This window comes from Planococcus sp. CAU13, assembly GCF_000775575.1.
Taxonomy (GTDB): Bacteria; Bacillota; Bacilli; order Bacillales_A; family Planococcaceae; genus Planococcus.
This window is the reverse complement of sequence record NZ_JRGN01000275.1, coordinates 1-14,158: the sequence shown is the minus strand read 5'-3', so window position 1 is coordinate 14,158 and position 14,158 is coordinate 1. Positions and strand designations below refer to the sequence as shown.

Annotated in this window: 18 protein-coding genes and 1 other annotated feature; of the genes, 16 read left to right on the top strand and 2 right to left on the bottom strand. The window is 49.1% G+C overall.

All coding sequences use genetic code 11. From position 1 onward, the window contains the following. Nucleotides 1-45: 45 nt before the first annotated feature. Entirely contained in the window at nt 46-366 is a 321-nt protein-coding gene (locus tag KW93_RS13120; RefSeq protein ID WP_052131626.1) for a DUF5658 family protein, read from the bottom strand. A 282-nt stretch (nt 367-648) separates the two neighbouring features. Between KW93_RS13120 and KW93_RS13115 the strand changes: the two genes are divergently transcribed. Then, nucleotides 649-969 (top strand): putative quinol monooxygenase, encoded by a 321-nt coding sequence (locus KW93_RS13115; RefSeq protein ID WP_033543482.1) that lies wholly within the window; start codon nt 649-651, stop codon nt 967-969. A 94-nt stretch (nt 970-1,063) separates the two neighbouring features. Here KW93_RS13115 and KW93_RS13110 read toward each other — a convergent pair whose 3' ends face one another. Beyond that, nucleotides 1,064-2,590, bottom strand: coding sequence for an AbgT family transporter (locus KW93_RS13110; protein WP_033543481.1), 1,527 nt, complete (start codon nt 2,588-2,590; stop codon nt 1,064-1,066). Between the two features lie 385 nt (nt 2,591-2,975). Between KW93_RS13110 and KW93_RS13105 the strand changes: the two genes are divergently transcribed. The 15 genes from KW93_RS13105 to pheA all read left to right on the top strand — a co-directional run bounded on the left by KW93_RS13105 (nt 2,976) and on the right by pheA (nt 14,114). Further along, on the top strand, nt 2,976-3,584 hold the full coding sequence (locus KW93_RS13105; RefSeq protein WP_033543480.1) for a Maf family protein: 609 nt from the start codon (nt 2,976-2,978) through the stop codon (nt 3,582-3,584). Further along, entirely contained in the window at nt 3,578-4,270 is a 693-nt protein-coding gene (gene radC / locus KW93_RS13100) for a RadC family protein (RefSeq protein WP_033543479.1), read from the top strand. The genes KW93_RS13105 and radC overlap by 7 nt, the downstream gene beginning before the upstream one ends. An 89-nt stretch (nt 4,271-4,359) precedes the next feature. Then, a complete protein-coding gene (locus KW93_RS13095; RefSeq protein ID WP_033543478.1) occupies nt 4,360-5,388 on the top strand; it encodes a rod shape-determining protein in 1,029 nt (342 codons plus the stop codon). Between the two features lie 18 nt (nt 5,389-5,406). Continuing rightward, complete coding sequence (mreC, locus tag KW93_RS13090) at nt 5,407-6,312, top strand: rod shape-determining protein MreC (protein WP_033543477.1); 906 nt, start codon at nt 5,407-5,409, stop codon at nt 6,310-6,312. Next, the gene (gene mreD / locus KW93_RS13085) at nt 6,309-6,857 is read left to right on the top strand and encodes a rod shape-determining protein MreD (protein WP_033543476.1); all 549 of its coding nucleotides are present in this window, start codon (nt 6,309-6,311) and stop codon (nt 6,855-6,857) included. Before mreC ends, mreD begins: the two co-directional genes overlap by 4 nt. Before the next feature lie 31 nt (nt 6,858-6,888). Next, nucleotides 6,889-7,569 carry a septum site-determining protein MinC gene (gene minC, locus KW93_RS13080; protein WP_081987024.1) on the top strand — a complete coding sequence of 227 codons (681 nt, stop codon included), beginning with the start codon at nt 6,889-6,891 and terminating at the stop codon, nt 7,567-7,569. Nucleotide 7,570: 1 nt separating this feature from the next. Beyond that, nucleotides 7,571-8,371, top strand: coding sequence for a septum site-determining protein MinD (minD, locus tag KW93_RS13075; RefSeq protein WP_033543475.1), 801 nt, complete (start codon nt 7,571-7,573; stop codon nt 8,369-8,371). Nucleotides 8,372-8,490: 119 nt separating this feature from the next. Next, the gene (locus tag KW93_RS13070; RefSeq protein ID WP_235318420.1) at nt 8,491-9,414 is read left to right on the top strand and encodes a nuclease-related domain-containing protein; all 924 of its coding nucleotides are present in this window, start codon (nt 8,491-8,493) and stop codon (nt 9,412-9,414) included. A gap of 395 nt (nt 9,415-9,809) precedes the next feature. Continuing rightward, nucleotides 9,810-9,894 (top strand) — a sequence feature (ribosomal protein L21 leader region). 14 nt (nt 9,895-9,908) lie between these two features. After that, nucleotides 9,909-10,217, top strand: a complete 309-nt coding sequence (rplU, locus tag KW93_RS13065; RefSeq protein ID WP_033543474.1) for a 50S ribosomal protein L21 — start codon at nt 9,909-9,911, stop codon at nt 10,215-10,217. 2 nt (nt 10,218-10,219) lie between these two features. Then, a complete protein-coding gene (locus KW93_RS13060) occupies nt 10,220-10,549 on the top strand; it encodes a ribosomal-processing cysteine protease Prp (protein ID WP_033543473.1) in 330 nt (109 codons plus the stop codon). Nucleotides 10,550-10,562: 13 nt separating this feature from the next. Next, complete coding sequence (rpmA, locus tag KW93_RS13055) at nt 10,563-10,856, top strand: 50S ribosomal protein L27 (protein WP_033543472.1); 294 nt, start codon at nt 10,563-10,565, stop codon at nt 10,854-10,856. 93 nt (nt 10,857-10,949) lie between these two features. After that, the gene (locus tag KW93_RS13050) at nt 10,950-11,474 is read left to right on the top strand and encodes a Spo0B domain-containing protein (protein ID WP_033543483.1); all 525 of its coding nucleotides are present in this window, start codon (nt 10,950-10,952) and stop codon (nt 11,472-11,474) included. 1 nt (nt 11,475) lies between these two features. Then, the gene (gene obgE, locus KW93_RS13045) at nt 11,476-12,765 is read left to right on the top strand and encodes a GTPase ObgE (RefSeq protein WP_033543471.1); all 1,290 of its coding nucleotides are present in this window, start codon (nt 11,476-11,478) and stop codon (nt 12,763-12,765) included. Nucleotides 12,766-12,782: 17 nt separating this feature from the next. Further along, on the top strand, nt 12,783-13,235 hold the full coding sequence (locus KW93_RS13040) for an ACT domain-containing protein (RefSeq protein WP_033543470.1): 453 nt from the start codon (nt 12,783-12,785) through the stop codon (nt 13,233-13,235). Nucleotides 13,236-13,250: 15 nt separating this feature from the next. Further along, nucleotides 13,251-14,114: a prephenate dehydratase gene (gene pheA, locus KW93_RS13035; RefSeq protein ID WP_033543469.1), complete on the top strand. Its 864-nt coding sequence runs from the start codon at nt 13,251-13,253 to the stop codon at nt 14,112-14,114. Nucleotides 14,115-14,158 lie beyond the last annotated feature (44 nt).

The following is a 14,158-nucleotide window of genomic DNA, read 5'->3' as shown; positions in this document are numbered from 1 at the left end:
CTCCCTGAAGAAAAATTTCTTCAGGGAGTTTTTGTGTGGAGATTTCTAGATGAATAAAAAAGGTAACCAATACAGATGAAGAGCGAGAATCATGGAGTACAGCGCATTGGCGGACAGGAGCGTGTAGCGCCAGAAATTTGTACGGATGCCGGCGAATGTTGTGAAGAGCAGGCCGAACAGGCACAGCGACAGGAACAGTTTGATGCCTAAAATCGTGAACGGCGCGAATGAGCTGAGGAGAGGGTTGGCTTCGGTAACGATGCCACGGGTCAGGCCGAGATAAGTCAGAATACCGTCGAGTGCGTTCAGGATGATGAGCAGCCAGATGGATTTTTTTAGTGGTTGACTTTGGTCACGCACAGCCATGTATTGCACCTCGTTTCACAGAGTGGAGAAGTATCCATAGTCTTTGTAATTTCAGTATAGGAAAGCAAGGTAAAAAACCAGTTAAAATAAATCCGGAAAACAAAAAAATGCAAAAAATCAGGAACGGCACAAGCCATACCAGGGATGGGGGAATATTAGACATGAAAAATTAACCATAAAAATTCTATTGATAGTTAAAGGAAATATTTAATCCAGGCAATTACAGGAGAATTATACTTGTTTATAGAAATTTTAATGAAGGTCAAAACTGAGGGGGATCGTATGGATAAATTCGGGTTATTTGGTAAGCTTATTGTAAAAGATGGCGAGCGGGACACATTGGTAAATATATTGCTGGAAGCTGCAGAATCAATGAAAAATCTGGATGAATGCGAAATTTATCTCGTAAATGTTGCGGAAGAAGAAACTAACGCTGTCTATGTGTATGAAGTGTGGAGCGATGAAAATGCTCATCAGGCGTCTCTGTCTCTGGAAGCTACACAAACTTTGATAAAGCGTGCAAAGCCGATCATTACCGGTATGGAAAGAATCAATACTTTAATTACAAGAGGCGGGAAGGGAATTTCACTGGATTCCAATTGAACTGAGGAATTCCTAACTTATTCAACATGTAAATAATAAAAACATATTAAAAAAAGCCAGCACAGAAAAATCTGCGCTGGCTTTATTCGTATCCTTAATTATTGTAATGCAGTGGTGAGCCGGGTCCGAGGTCGAAGCCGAGCAGCATCCAGACGATCAGCATGATTGCCCAAACAATCAGGAAGATGATGGAGTAAGGGAGCATGACTGAGATCAATGTACCGATACCCATTTTCTTATCGTATTTCTGTGCAAATGCAATGATGATCGCGAAGTAGGTCATCAACGGTGAAATGATGTTCGTTGATGAATCGGCGATGCGGTAAGCCATTTGAGTAAGCTCCGGCGAATAGCCGAGTTTCATCATGATCGGGATGAACACCGGAGCCATCATTGCCCATTTAGCGGAAGCACTTCCGATGAACAGGTTGATAATCGCTGTAATACCAATGAAACCGAGAATCAATGGAATGCCTGTCAGATTTACGCTTTCCAGGAACTCTGCACCATAGACACCGATGACCAAGCCCATGTTTGATTCGGCGAAATAGGCAACGAACTGTCCAGCGGTGAACGCCAGGACGATGAACATGCCCATCGAAGCCATCGTATCAGTCAGGTGATTGGCGACGTCTTTATCGCTTCTGATATTCTTTGTGGCGATTCCGTAGAACAGACCTGGCACGAAGAACAGGATCAGGATGATCGGCACGAGTGACGACATGAACGGCGATTGGATGACTCCGCCGTCTTCAGCGCGAAGGGCACCACTTTCAGGTACGATCAGCATAGCGAATGCGATCGCTGTGATAACGAATGAAACTGCAGCCCACAGCATGCCTTTCTTTTCTTCTTTCGTAAGTCCCGTAAGGCTTTCACGGAACTCGCCTTTGTATTCACCGAGGCGCGGTTCTACGATTTTTTCAGTGACGAATGCACCGACAGCCGTCAGGACGAAGACGGATGCGATGATGAAGTAATAGTTCATCGCGACGTTCATGCCTTCCGCGTAAATCGGATCGATGATTGAGGCAGCAGCGATGGTCAGATTTCCGAGCATCGGGTCAGTAGCTGACAGCAGCAGATTGGCACTGAATCCACCGGATACACCCGCGAACGCAGCGGCAAGACCTGCAAGCGGATGACGTCCGAGTGCTGCGAATATAACTGCTCCAAGCGGCGGCAGGACAACATAACCTGCGTCAGAAGCAACACTTGACATGATACCGGCGAAAACGAGGCCGGCAGTGATCAGGAATTTCGGCACGGACAGCACGAAGCCGCGCAGCATGGCTGAGATCAATCCTGTGCGTTCCGCAATTCCGATACCAAGCATCGTTGCAAGGACGACGCCGAGCGGTGCGAAGCCGATGAAGTTAGCGACCATGCTGGTGAAGATATACTGGATGCCTTCCGCATTCAGCAAATTCTTGACTTCGACCATTTCACCTTCCTGGCCGGGATGCTCGACTGAAATGCCGAAGCCCGAAATGACGGCTGACAGCACCAGCACGATCAGGGCGAGCAAGGCGAATAAAGTCACCGGATGCGGTAATTTATTGCCGATGAATTCGACTCCGTCCAGAAACTTCTGAAAGAGCCCATTTCGCTTTTTTTCCATATTATTAACCTCTTTTCAAAATAAAAAATTCCTATTCGTTATTTCGAAATAGGAAATTTTCAGAATGTGAAATCCGTTATCATTGTAAAGGTTTATGAATACAGATTAAACCCTTTTTAAAGAAGTACTAATAATGGGAACATTGGATACCTTTTTATTATTCTGAGATTGTTTGCGGGACAGAAGCCGCATCGCTGTTGGGCCAATGATTCAGCGTCATGAAACTGGGAAATTTCATGGACGATTCGAGCAATGCCGCCGGAAATAATTTCACGTGGTCCCAAATTTCATTTTTGAACAGCCATCAGCCGCCAAAAACAGGTTTTCGTCATTTGAAACATGGTTCATGCCGGTGGTATTCTTAAGGAAAAAGGAGGCGTTTTCCATGTATTTCAAAACCACTCAACCGATTGTCCTTGCCTCGCAGTCACCGCGGAGAAGTGAATTGCTGCAGCTGCTCGGATTTGATTTTCAGATAGTGCCAAGTGAAAAAGAAGAGCCAAAGCCTGAACAGTTTCCAAGTGCCCTCAGCTACGTCATCAATTGCGCGGAAATGAAAGCGGCGGACGTCGCGAAGCAGCACCCCAATGCACTGGTGATCGGCTCGGATACGATCGTCGTATGTGACGGCGAAATTCTGCTGAAGCCGGAAGACAAGGAACAGGCGATGGCCTATCTCCGCAAACTGTCGGGACGCAGCCACGAGGTGATTACGGCAGTGGCGGTGAAGGCGGGGGCGAGTGAGATGTCATTCCATGAGACGACGGGTGTCACGTTCTATGAGCTGGATGAAAGCTGGATCGACGCCTATACGAATACGGATGACCCTTATGATAAAGCGGGCGCATACGGCATCCAGACGCTGTCGGCTTTATTTGTCGAGAGAATAGACGGCGATTACAACACGGTGGTCGGCTTGCCGGTTGCCCGGTTGGCACGGAAACTGGCCGACGCCGGATACATCAGCCTGTCAGGGAGACGCGTCGAATGCTGAAGGAACAGACGATGATGATCCGTGATGTCCATACAGCAGACCGCCCGCGTGAACGGCTGATCAACCAGGGGGCGACGAGTTTGTCGAATCAGGAATTGATAGCCATTCTGCTGCGCACGGGCACAAGGCAGGAGTCTGTCCTGCATCTGTCGAACCGGGTGCTGCACCATTTTGAACAGATCCAGCAGCTGAAAGATGCCAGCATCGAAGAACTGATTGCCATCAACGGCATCGGCCAGGCGAAAGCGGTGCAATTGCTCGCCGCGGTCGAGCTTGGCCGGCGCCTGTCCTCCAAACAGACGGATGCGAAATTCACGATCCGTTCCCCTAAAGACGCCGCCTCCTATTTGATGGCGGACATGACTTCACTCAAGCAGGAACATTTCGTAGTATTATTTTTAAATATTAAAAACCAGGTTTTGCATAGGCAGACAATATTTGTCGGCAGCCTCAACGCGAGCATCGTGCATCCCCGGGAAATCTTCCGTGAAGCCGTGCGCAGGTCCGCTGCATCCATCGTCTGTGCCCATAATCATCCATCTGGGAATCCCGCCCCATCGCCGGAAGATATCGCTGTAACGAAAAGGCTCATGGAAGCAGGCAGCATCGTGGGCATCGAGCTTTTGGATCATTTGATCATAGGGGACCATCAATTCATTTCTTTGAATGAAAAGGGATACATGTAGGACTGTTACTTTCTATGTTTTTCAGCTATAATGAGTAGTATTGTGTAATCACTATGGCTATTTGGCATATAAAGAAGGGAAGTATTCGCGTGTTTGGAATGGGATCAAAAGATGTAGGAATCGATTTAGGAACTGCTAACACACTGGTATTTATTAAAAATAAAGGGATTGTTCTGCGTGAACCTTCCGTAGTAGCGAAAAATACGAACACAGGCGAGATCGTCGCAGTCGGAAACGCCGCGCGCAATATGATCGGCCGGACACCAGGATCGATCGTGGCCATCCGCCCGATGCGCGACGGCGTCATCGCAGATTTTGATACGACAAAAGAAATGATCAAATATTATATGAGAGAAGCCATGAAAAAAGTCGGCGGCTCCATGAAAAAGCCGAATGTCATAATTTGTGTGCCTTACGGGATCACTTCCGTTGAGCAGCGCGCAATCATTGATGCATCTCGCCAGGCGGGAGCACGTGAAGCTTATACGATCGAAGAGCCTTTTGCAGCAGCAATCGGTGCAGATCTTCCTGTCTGGGAACCAATGGGCAGCATGGTCGTCGATATAGGTGGAGGAACGACGGAAGTTGCAGTCATCTCGCTTGGCGGCATCGTGACGAGTGAATCCGTACGGGTTGCCGGAGATGCGATGGATCAGGCAGTCACGCAATACATCCGCAAGACATATAACCTGACAATCGGCGAACGTACAGCTGAAGCCATTAAAATTGAAGTCGGCTCAGCCCGTGTAACGACGCCCGAAGAAAAAGCGCTGAAGATGGACATCCGCGGACGTGACCTTCTCACAGGCCTGCCGAAAACGATTGAAATTTCTTCTGAAGAAATCGCTGAAGCGCTGAAGGAATCAGTGATGGCCATTATCGATGGCGTCAAGAAAACGCTCGAAACGACACCGCCGGAACTATCGGCTGATGTCATGGAACGCGGAATCGTCCTGACAGGTGGCGGAGCCCTTCTGAAAAATCTCGACAAAGTCATTTCGGATGAAACCCAGATGCCTGTCCTGATCGCTGAAAACCCGCTCGACTGCGTGGCAATCGGCACAGGAAAAGCACTTGACAATATGGATCAGATCCGTCACATGCAATCAACTAAATAAGTAAGGAGGATTGCTGCCATGTCCAGGTTCCTATCGAACAAGCGGCTAATTCTGTTAATGCTCGGAGTCATTGTGCTCGTAGCATTAATTTCCTATTCCCTGCGAGATCGGGCCAATGTCTCCTTTCCTGAACAGATCATCAAAGACACGGTCGGAGCCGGCCAGAGCCTGTTTTCCGGGCCGGCCCATTTCGTCACAGGCATTTTCGACAACGTTGATTCACTTTTGAATACATATAAGGAAAATCAGCATTTGAAAGGCCGTCTGGAAGAATTTGCGGCTGTGCAGGCAGAAGTGACCGACCTGCGTTCCGAAAACGATCAATTGAAGGAAATCGTCGGCAAAGAAGCCGATCTCCGGGATTACAATCCCATCCAGGCGACCGTCATTGCACGGAACCCCGATCAATGGGAAGAAAAGATTATCTTGAATAAAGGCAGGTCGGACGGCGTCGAACCCGATATGGCCATCATGACGGCGAGAGGGCTGATCGGCAAAGTCGCATTGGTGACGGCGTCGACGTCGACGGTCGAACTGGTTTCCACACAAAATCCGAATTACCGGGTTTCCGCCATGGTGCTCGGCGGTGAGGAAGGCGTGTTCGGCCTGATCGAAGGCTATGATACGGAACGGCGCGAACTGCTGCTGAAACGAATCGATGCACAAATCGAACTGGAAGTCGGACAACAAGTCGTTTCCAGCGGCCTTGGCGGCATTTTCCCGAAAGGCATCATCATCGGGGAAATAACGGAAGTCTCCATTGATGAATTCGGTCTGACCAAACTTGCTTACGTTAAGCCGGCAGCCGATTTCACATTATTGAACCACGTCATCATCGCTGACCGCGCCATGCCGGACGGCGATCAGGCAGAAAGCGAAGCAGCGGCAGAGGCAGAAGCGGCTGCGGAGGAAGATGAATCATGATCCGTTATATCCTGCCGCTGATTGCACTCGTCCTGTTTTTCCTTGAACCTGTCTTTGGCCTCTTTTCCCCGTTGCAGCTCGACGGGGAATATTATTATATTGTGCCCCGTTTTTTATTGATGTTCCTGATATTCGTAACTGTCTATTATGATGCCAAACGCGCCATGATCTATGGTTTATTTTTCGGCCTCTTGTACGATGTCTTTTTCATTGATATTATTGGACTGTATTCTTTTTTGTATCCATTGATGTGCCTCATAGCGGGCTATATCGTCAAGTCGGTGCACCGCAATCTATTTGTCGCCACCCTCCTGACCCTGCTCCTGACGGCTCTTTTTGAATTTATCCTGTATCTTTTCTTTTCCGTCATTTCCCTCGTGTCGGTGCCGGCGGATATTTTCCTGATGTCACGGCTGCTGCCGACCATGGTCGCGAATTCCCTGTTCCTGGCCATGCTTGGCTGGGCATTCAAACAGGTCATCGTGGCCCGTCTGCTCGAGCGTGAAAACAGTAAATCTGATGTCAATAAAAGAAGATATATTTAATGAAAGACGCTATTTTTAATTGGAAGTGCAGGTGACGAAATTTTTGAAGAATCTTGTCTATGTAAGAGGAACGAAAGAAGGCCTTGTGCTGCAGTTCGACGACCAGTGCGCCTATGTGGATCTGCTGAGCGAACTGAAAGCCAAGGTTTCGGACCCTGCGCTCGATGGCAGCGCCGAAGTGCAGCTCCATCTGGGCTACCGCTATTGCACCGAAGCCCAATACAAGGAAATTGTCGCGACCATCCAGAACAACTCGCATTTGCGGGTGTCCAAGATGCGCAGCGAAGTGATTTCCGTCGAAGAAAGCAATAAACGGATCCAGGAACGCCAGTCCGAGACATATGTCGGCATTGTGCGTTCCGGGCAGGTAGTGAAAGCAGAAGGAGATCTTGTCGTCGTCGGGGATGTCAACCCGAACGGCAAAGTGGTCGCCGGCGGCAATATCTACGTGCTGGGCCGTCTTAAGGGAATTGCCCATGCCGGCGCGAACGGCAACCGCGAGGCGGTCATCGCCGCGTCCTGGCTGGAAGCGACCCATCTGATGATCGACGATTTAATTGAAACAATGACTGACGAACTGACGGTGCTGTCCGAACAGCCCGAAATGGAATGTGCGTATCTGCACAGCAACGGCCAGAATATCGTCATCGACCGTCTGCAGGAACTGCGGTTTATCCGGCCGCAAATTTCAACGTTTAAAGGAGGAAGCTAATGTGGGAGAAGCAATCGTCATAACATCAGGCAAGGGGGGCGTCGGCAAAACGACAACCACCGCCAATCTCGGCACTGCATTGGCTCTTCAAGGTAAAAAAGTATGCCTCATCGACACCGATATCGGCCTGCGCAACCTCGATGTGATTCTGGGACTTGAAAACCGCATCATCTATGACCTTGTCGATGTTCTCGAAGGCCGCTGCAAAGTGCATCAGGCCCTAGTCAAAGACAAGCGTTTTGACGATATGCTGTATTTATTGCCGGCCGCGCAAACGGTTGATAAAAACGCCATCAACCCGGAGCAGATGAAGGAACTCGTAACCGAACTCAAAAAAGATTACGATTTCGTCATCATCGACTGTCCGGCAGGCATCGAGCAGGGCTATAAAAACGCCGTTGCCGGTGCTGACCGCGCCATCGTCGTCACGACGCCTGAGATTTCAGCCGTCCGCGACGCCGACCGCATCATCGGCCTGCTCGAGCTCGAAGAAAACATCGAGCCGCCAAAACTTATCATCAACCGCATCCGCCAGCATCTCATGAAAGCTGGCGAAGCGCTCGACATTAACGAAATCACCACCCACCTGTCGATCGACCTGCTCGGCATCGTAGCCGATGACGAAAGCGTCATCTCCAGCTCGAACCGCGGCGAACCCGTCGTCATGGACCCGGCCAACCGCGCTGCTATGGGCTACCGCAACATCGCACGCCGCCTTTTAGGCGAATCCGTGCCGCTCATGACGATGGACAAGCAAAGCACAGGCGTGTTTTCGAAGATTAAGGCGATTTTTGCTAAATAAAATTAATACAACCTGGGTCCCCTGCAGAACATTGCGGGGGATTTTTGTTTTTTTTAATAGTTAGTGGGTTGTGCATTGGGAAGGAAAAAGAAACGGGGTGCGGGTTGGAAGCTAAAGTTTTGAAGTTAGTCGTGCTTTATGAACGATTGCCGATGGGGAATTCAGTAAGAGATGAAGTATACAGAGAGTTAAAAAGGGCGTTGGCGGGAGCGGCAGGGGAGAAGCGGACGAAGGAGCTGCTCGAGCGGGAGTTGGATCTTGAAGGTAAATTCTCCATCTACCATGGCTTATCCTTGCCTTATAAAAATGGATATACAGAAGTTGACTTTCTGCTTGTGCATGCCCATCTTATTTCAGTGATGGAAGTAAAAAATATGGTCGGAGACTTCTATTTCGACTCGGCAAATTTTCAATTTCACCGCATCATAGAAGGCCGAACTGAAGGCATGCGCAACCCTGAGACTCAATTGCACCGAGCCGTAAAAGCATCCGAAAAGTTTTTCAGCCGCAAAGTGCATGGCACAATTGTACTGTCGAGCCGTTCGGGAAGAGTTGCTGTTCCGCCAAAACTTTATCCGATCATTGCCCTCGATTATTTGCCGTTCCACTTGGAGAAGCTTGTTGACCCAAAGCTGTCTCTCAACCTGGACGAATTTGAGGTTTTATTGCGGCGCAGCCGCGGGCATTATAACGGTCCTGAACTTTTGAAGAAGCATAAGCTGACGAGGGAGTCTTTGGAGGCGGGGGTGAGGTGTTTGGGGTGTGGACGGATTTCGTGTGAGTGGATTGATCGGAAGTGGCGATGTGGAAGGTGTGGAGGCGTGTCATCAAATGCACACGAGTTTGCGCTGCAGGAGTATGCGGTGTTGTTTGGGTTGGAGTTGCCCACCACTTTTGCTTATAAGTGGCTGAGGGTGGAAGATAAATACATTCTATATCGATTGTTAGAAAAGTCGACTACTAAGAGTAATAAAAGAGGCATACGCTATATAAAAGAGAATAGAGATGCTTTGATTGAGTATTTTCAGCAGATTTATTCGTGACCGCACCTCAAAAGCAAATAACCGCACCTCAACCATCAAAGACCGCACCTCAACTGGAGATTTCCGCACCTCAGATGCAATTTTCCGCACCCCAACTTTTAAATAAGTATAATATTTCCAATGTGTGGTTGCTAATAAGTCGAAAATCAAAGAAACCAGCTCATTTCCGCATCCCACAATAATAATGCATAATATTTCCAGCACGAAAAGCTTCTAATAGTTTAATTCGAATAAAAACGGCTAATTTTAATAAAGGAAGACTCTTTCCTTATATAGAAAGACTCTTTTCTTACAAAGATGAAACTCTTTCCGATCAGACAACCTCACCAATCCAAGAAATCTATTGACGGCGACCCGCTCCACATGGTATTATTCTAATGTTATGTTTGTAGCGCACCGTGCTACAACCGCTCGAATCGGGTATGCAAGCATTCGCAGCAGCAACGCGGATCACCTGGATAGGCGAGTCTTAGTCTAAGAGGAGGTGCAAGGATATGTACGCAATTATTGAAACTGGTGGAAAACAGATCAAAGTTGAAGCGGGCCAGGAAATCTACGTTGAGAAATTGAACGGAGAAGCTGGTGACGTGATCACATTTGACAAAGTTCTATTTGTAGGTGGAGATGACACTAAAGTGGGTGTTCCTTTTGTTGAAGGAGCTACTGTTACAGCTAAAGTTGAAAAACAAGGCAAACAGAAAAAAATCACCGTCTTCAAATACAAAGCTAAAAAGAACTACCGTAAAAAACAGGGTCACCGTCAGCCATACACGAAATTGACGATTGACGCAATTAACCTGTAAGAATGATTCATGTTATAATTAAAGAAACGTCAGGACGCATTTCGGCTTTCGAGATGTCGGGCCATGCGGACTTTGCGGAACATGGGCAGGATCTGGTATGTGCCGGCGCATCAGCTGTTTCATTTGGAGCAGTCAACGCCATCATGGAACTTACCGGAATCGAGCCGCATATCGAGCAGAGTGAAAGCGGCTATTTACAGGTCGGTTTCCCGGATGACCTCGATGAGAAAACGGATGGACAGGTGCAACTCCTTGTCCGCAGCATGATTGTTTCATTGAAAACGATTGAACAAGACTATGGAGAATATATTAATATAACCTTCACAGCTTAGGAGGTGGGACAGAATGTTAAGATTAGATCTTCAGTTTTTCGCATCCAAAAAAGGTGTAGGTTCAACGAGAAACGGACGTGACTCAGAATCTAAACGCCTTGGCGCTAAACGTGCAGACGGCCAACAAGTTACTGGTGGTTCAATTTTATACCGTCAACGCGGTACTAAAATTTATCCAGGTGAGAACGTTGGACGTGGCGGAGACGACACACTTTTCGCTAAAATCGACGGTGTTGTGCGCTTTGAGCGTTACGGCCGCGACAAGAAAAAAGTGAGCGTATACCCAGTAGTTGCACAAGAAGCTTAATAAAAACAAAAGGGCTGCTTCCGCAGTCCTTTTTCTTTTTTGGTATTCTCTTGGTATACTGAAGAGAAGAAGAAAATGTGGGACGTGAGTAGAATGGATAACCCGTTTACGGTGGCACAAGCGCTTCGGCATGCGCGCCACGATTTCCTGAACGAGCTACAATTGATCGGGATGAAACTTGATCTAGGGCATGAGCAGGAAGTGAAATCGATCATTCGATCGCATGCCGAAGCGGCTGTGCAGCTGAGCAGGCTGGCGGCGCTGAAGATGCCGTTGACCGAGGACTGGCTGCTGACGGCAGAATGGCGTTTTCCGGATTTCCGTTTTCATCTGGGATGTGCCGCAAAAAGAGGCGCTTCCGCGAAAGATGCGGCAATTGCTGAGTGGCTGGAACGCTTCTTCACCGAAGCAGCAGACGCACAAAAGGAAACCGGCGCGGCATCCCCATACAGCTGCCGCATTTTAATGGAAGAAAACGGCTCCGATTTTATTCTCAAATTGGAACTGGATTCGAAAGAGCCGGACACAGAGTTGCCGGCGATACCGGGTTTATTGGCACGAAAAAGAGTTGCAGCGGACAATACGAACATCATTGTAAGCGCACAGATGGAGGGATAATATGTTTGTAGATCACGTAAAAGTTTATGTTAGAGGTGGCGACGGCGGAGATGGCATGGTTGCATTCCGCCGCGAAAAATATGTACCGAACGGCGGACCGGCCGGCGGTGACGGCGGCAGAGGCGGAGATATCGTCTTTGTCGTACAAGAGGGCTTGCGGACGCTGATGGATTTCCGCTATAAACGGATTTTCAAGGCTGAACGCGGAACACACGGCATGAGCGCCAATAAACACGGTGCCAAAGCACAGGACACATTGATCGAAGTTCCGCCGGGCACAGTCGTAAAAGACGCCGACACAGGCGAAACCATTGCGGACCTGGTGGAACACGGCCAAACGGCGATCATCGCCAAAGGCGGACGTGGCGGACGCGGCAACTCGCGTTTCGCGACACCTCAGAATCCGGCGCCTGAACTTTCCGAAAAAGGCGAGCCAGGTTTTGAGCGAAATGTTATTCTGGAATTGAAAGTTCTGGCGGATGCCGGACTTGTTGGCTTCCCGAGTGTCGGGAAATCGACCCTATTGTCAGTCGTTTCGGCTGCCAAACCGAAAATCGCCGAATATCATTTCACGACAATCGTGCCGAACCTCGGCATGGTTGAAACGGAAGACCAGCGCAGCTTCGTCATGGCGGATTTGCCTGGTTTGATTGAAGGCGCGCATGAGGGCGTCGGCCTTGGCCACCAGTTCCTGCGCCATATCGAACGGACGCGCGTCATTGTCCACGTTATCGATATGTCCGGCATGGAAGGCCGTGATCCGTATGAGGATTATGTGACAATCAATGAAGAATTGAAACAGTACAATATGCGTTTGACTGAACGTCCGCAGCTGATCGTTGCGAATAAGATGGATATGCCGGATGCTGAAGAGAACCTCGAAGCTTTCCGCAAGAAGTTGCCGGAAGATGCGAAGATTTTCCCGATTTCCGCGTTAAGCAGACAAGGCTTGAACAATCTGCTGTTCGCGATTGCGGATCTGCTGGAAGTCACACCGGAATTCCCGATGGTCGACGAAGAAGTCGACGAATCGGAAAGCACAGTTCTTTACAAGCACGAATCCGAGTCAGACGGCTTCTCGATTACGCGTGATCCGGACGGCGCTTATGTCATCAGCGGATACGCCATCGAGCGTCTGTTTAAGATGACCGACTTCTCGCGTGAAGATTCGATCCGCCGGTTTGCCCGCCAGATGCGCGGCATGGGAATCGATGATGCGCTGCGTGAACGCGGTGCTGAAGACGGTGATACTGTCCGTCTGCTTGAATTTGAATTTGAATTTACTGAGTAAATCTGGAGGGGACATGGATGAAGGATATTTCAGAACAGCGGTTTTTCCTGGTGCGTGAAGATGTGCTGACCGAAGCGATGCAGAAAACGCTCGAAGTCAAGAGGATGCTGCAGCGCGATGACATTTCCATACAGGATGCCGTGGATAAGAGCGGGTTGTCCCGTTCGGCTTTCTATAAATACCGGGACGCTGTTTTCCCTTTTCATTCCATTGTCAAAGAACGGATCCTGACGATTTTCCTTCAATTGGAAGACCGGTCGGGCACGCTTGCCACACTGCTCCAGGCGGTTGCCGAAGCGGGCTGCAATATTTTGACGATCCATCAGACGATTCCGATCCAGGGGCGTGCCAATGTCACCTTGTCCCTGGATGTGACGGCGATGGACCAGGATCTGGATGTCTTTTTGCAGCAGCTGAAAAAACTCGATTTCGTCGAGGCAGCCGATGTGGTATCGAGTGGATCATTTTAATTTGGGAGTGGTTTGATGGTTGGGCAGCAGATGAAAAAACGAATTTCCTTTTTGGGGCCGGAAGCTTCCTTTACCCATCTGGCGGCGCTGAAGGCGTTTCCGGAGGGGGAATTGATCGCTTATACGACCATACCTGAGTGTATCGAGGCAGTTGCTGAAAACAATGTCGATTACGCGGTTGTGCCGCTGGAAAACGCGCTGGAAGGCTCAGTGCCGCTGACGGTCGATTATTTATTCCATGAAGCTCAGCTTTATGTGACGGCGGAAGTGCTGTCACCGATCGAACAGCATCTCATGGTGCATCCCGACAATGCGGATTCCGAGACGTTCGAAGCGATCTTTTCGCATCCGCATGCGCTGGCACAATGCCATAAATTCCTTTATTACACGTATAAAAATACACCGCTCGAGCAATACAGCTCGACGTCGGCTGCGGCCAAAATGGTCAGTGAGCTGCCGGAACGCAATATTGCAGCGATTGGCAATGAATTCTCAGCCCATAAATACGGGTTGAAGATTGTTCACCGTGAAATCCATGATTTCCATTTCAACCATACGCGTTTTTATGTGCTGGCAAAAACGAACCATCACCTGGCCAATCCTGCACACAGTGAACAGGTCAAAACGACGCTGATGATTTCGCCGCCGAAAGACGACCGTTCCGGCGTGCTTCACCAGGTGCTGTCAGTGTTCGCTTGGCGTCAGCTCAACTTGAGCAAAATTGAGTCGCGTCCGCTGAAAACCGGCCTCGGCAATTATTTCTTCATCGCCGATGTGGTGGATGATGAGAAGTCGCCGATGATGCAGGGAGCTTTCCAGGAACTCGCGGCGCTCGGCTGTACGGTGAAATCGCTTGGATCTTATTACACGTATGAATGAATCAGAAAAGCGACAGCGCCCGTTAAGCTCTGAAAGGCATAAGA

What these genes read in the sequence shown, in the direction of transcription:
- KW93_RS13120 (WP_052131626.1), bottom strand. Translation starts at nt 366, where the DNA reads ATGGCTGTGCGTGACCAAAGTCAACCACTAAAAAAATCCATCTGGCTG.
- KW93_RS13115 (WP_033543482.1), top strand. Translation starts at nt 649, where the DNA reads ATGGATAAATTCGGGTTATTTGGTAAGCTTATTGTAAAAGATGGCGAG.
- KW93_RS13110 (WP_033543481.1), bottom strand. Translation starts at nt 2,590, where the DNA reads ATGGAAAAAAAGCGAAATGGGCTCTTTCAGAAGTTTCTGGACGGAGTC.
- KW93_RS13105 (WP_033543480.1), top strand. Translation starts at nt 2,976, where the DNA reads ATGTATTTCAAAACCACTCAACCGATTGTCCTTGCCTCGCAGTCACCG.
- radC (WP_033543479.1), top strand. Translation starts at nt 3,578, where the DNA reads ATGCTGAAGGAACAGACGATGATGATCCGTGATGTCCATACAGCAGAC.
- mreC (WP_033543477.1), top strand. Translation starts at nt 5,407, where the DNA reads ATGTCCAGGTTCCTATCGAACAAGCGGCTAATTCTGTTAATGCTCGGA.
- mreD (WP_033543476.1), top strand. Translation starts at nt 6,309, where the DNA reads ATGATCCGTTATATCCTGCCGCTGATTGCACTCGTCCTGTTTTTCCTT.
- rplU (WP_033543474.1), top strand. Translation starts at nt 9,909, where the DNA reads ATGTACGCAATTATTGAAACTGGTGGAAAACAGATCAAAGTTGAAGCG.
- KW93_RS13060 (WP_033543473.1), top strand. Translation starts at nt 10,220, where the DNA reads ATGATTCATGTTATAATTAAAGAAACGTCAGGACGCATTTCGGCTTTC.
- rpmA (WP_033543472.1), top strand. Translation starts at nt 10,563, where the DNA reads ATGTTAAGATTAGATCTTCAGTTTTTCGCATCCAAAAAAGGTGTAGGT.
- KW93_RS13050 (WP_033543483.1), top strand. Translation starts at nt 10,950, where the DNA reads ATGGATAACCCGTTTACGGTGGCACAAGCGCTTCGGCATGCGCGCCAC.
- obgE (WP_033543471.1), top strand. Translation starts at nt 11,476, where the DNA reads ATGTTTGTAGATCACGTAAAAGTTTATGTTAGAGGTGGCGACGGCGGA.
- KW93_RS13040 (WP_033543470.1), top strand. Translation starts at nt 12,783, where the DNA reads ATGAAGGATATTTCAGAACAGCGGTTTTTCCTGGTGCGTGAAGATGTG.
- pheA (WP_033543469.1), top strand. Translation starts at nt 13,251, where the DNA reads ATGGTTGGGCAGCAGATGAAAAAACGAATTTCCTTTTTGGGGCCGGAA.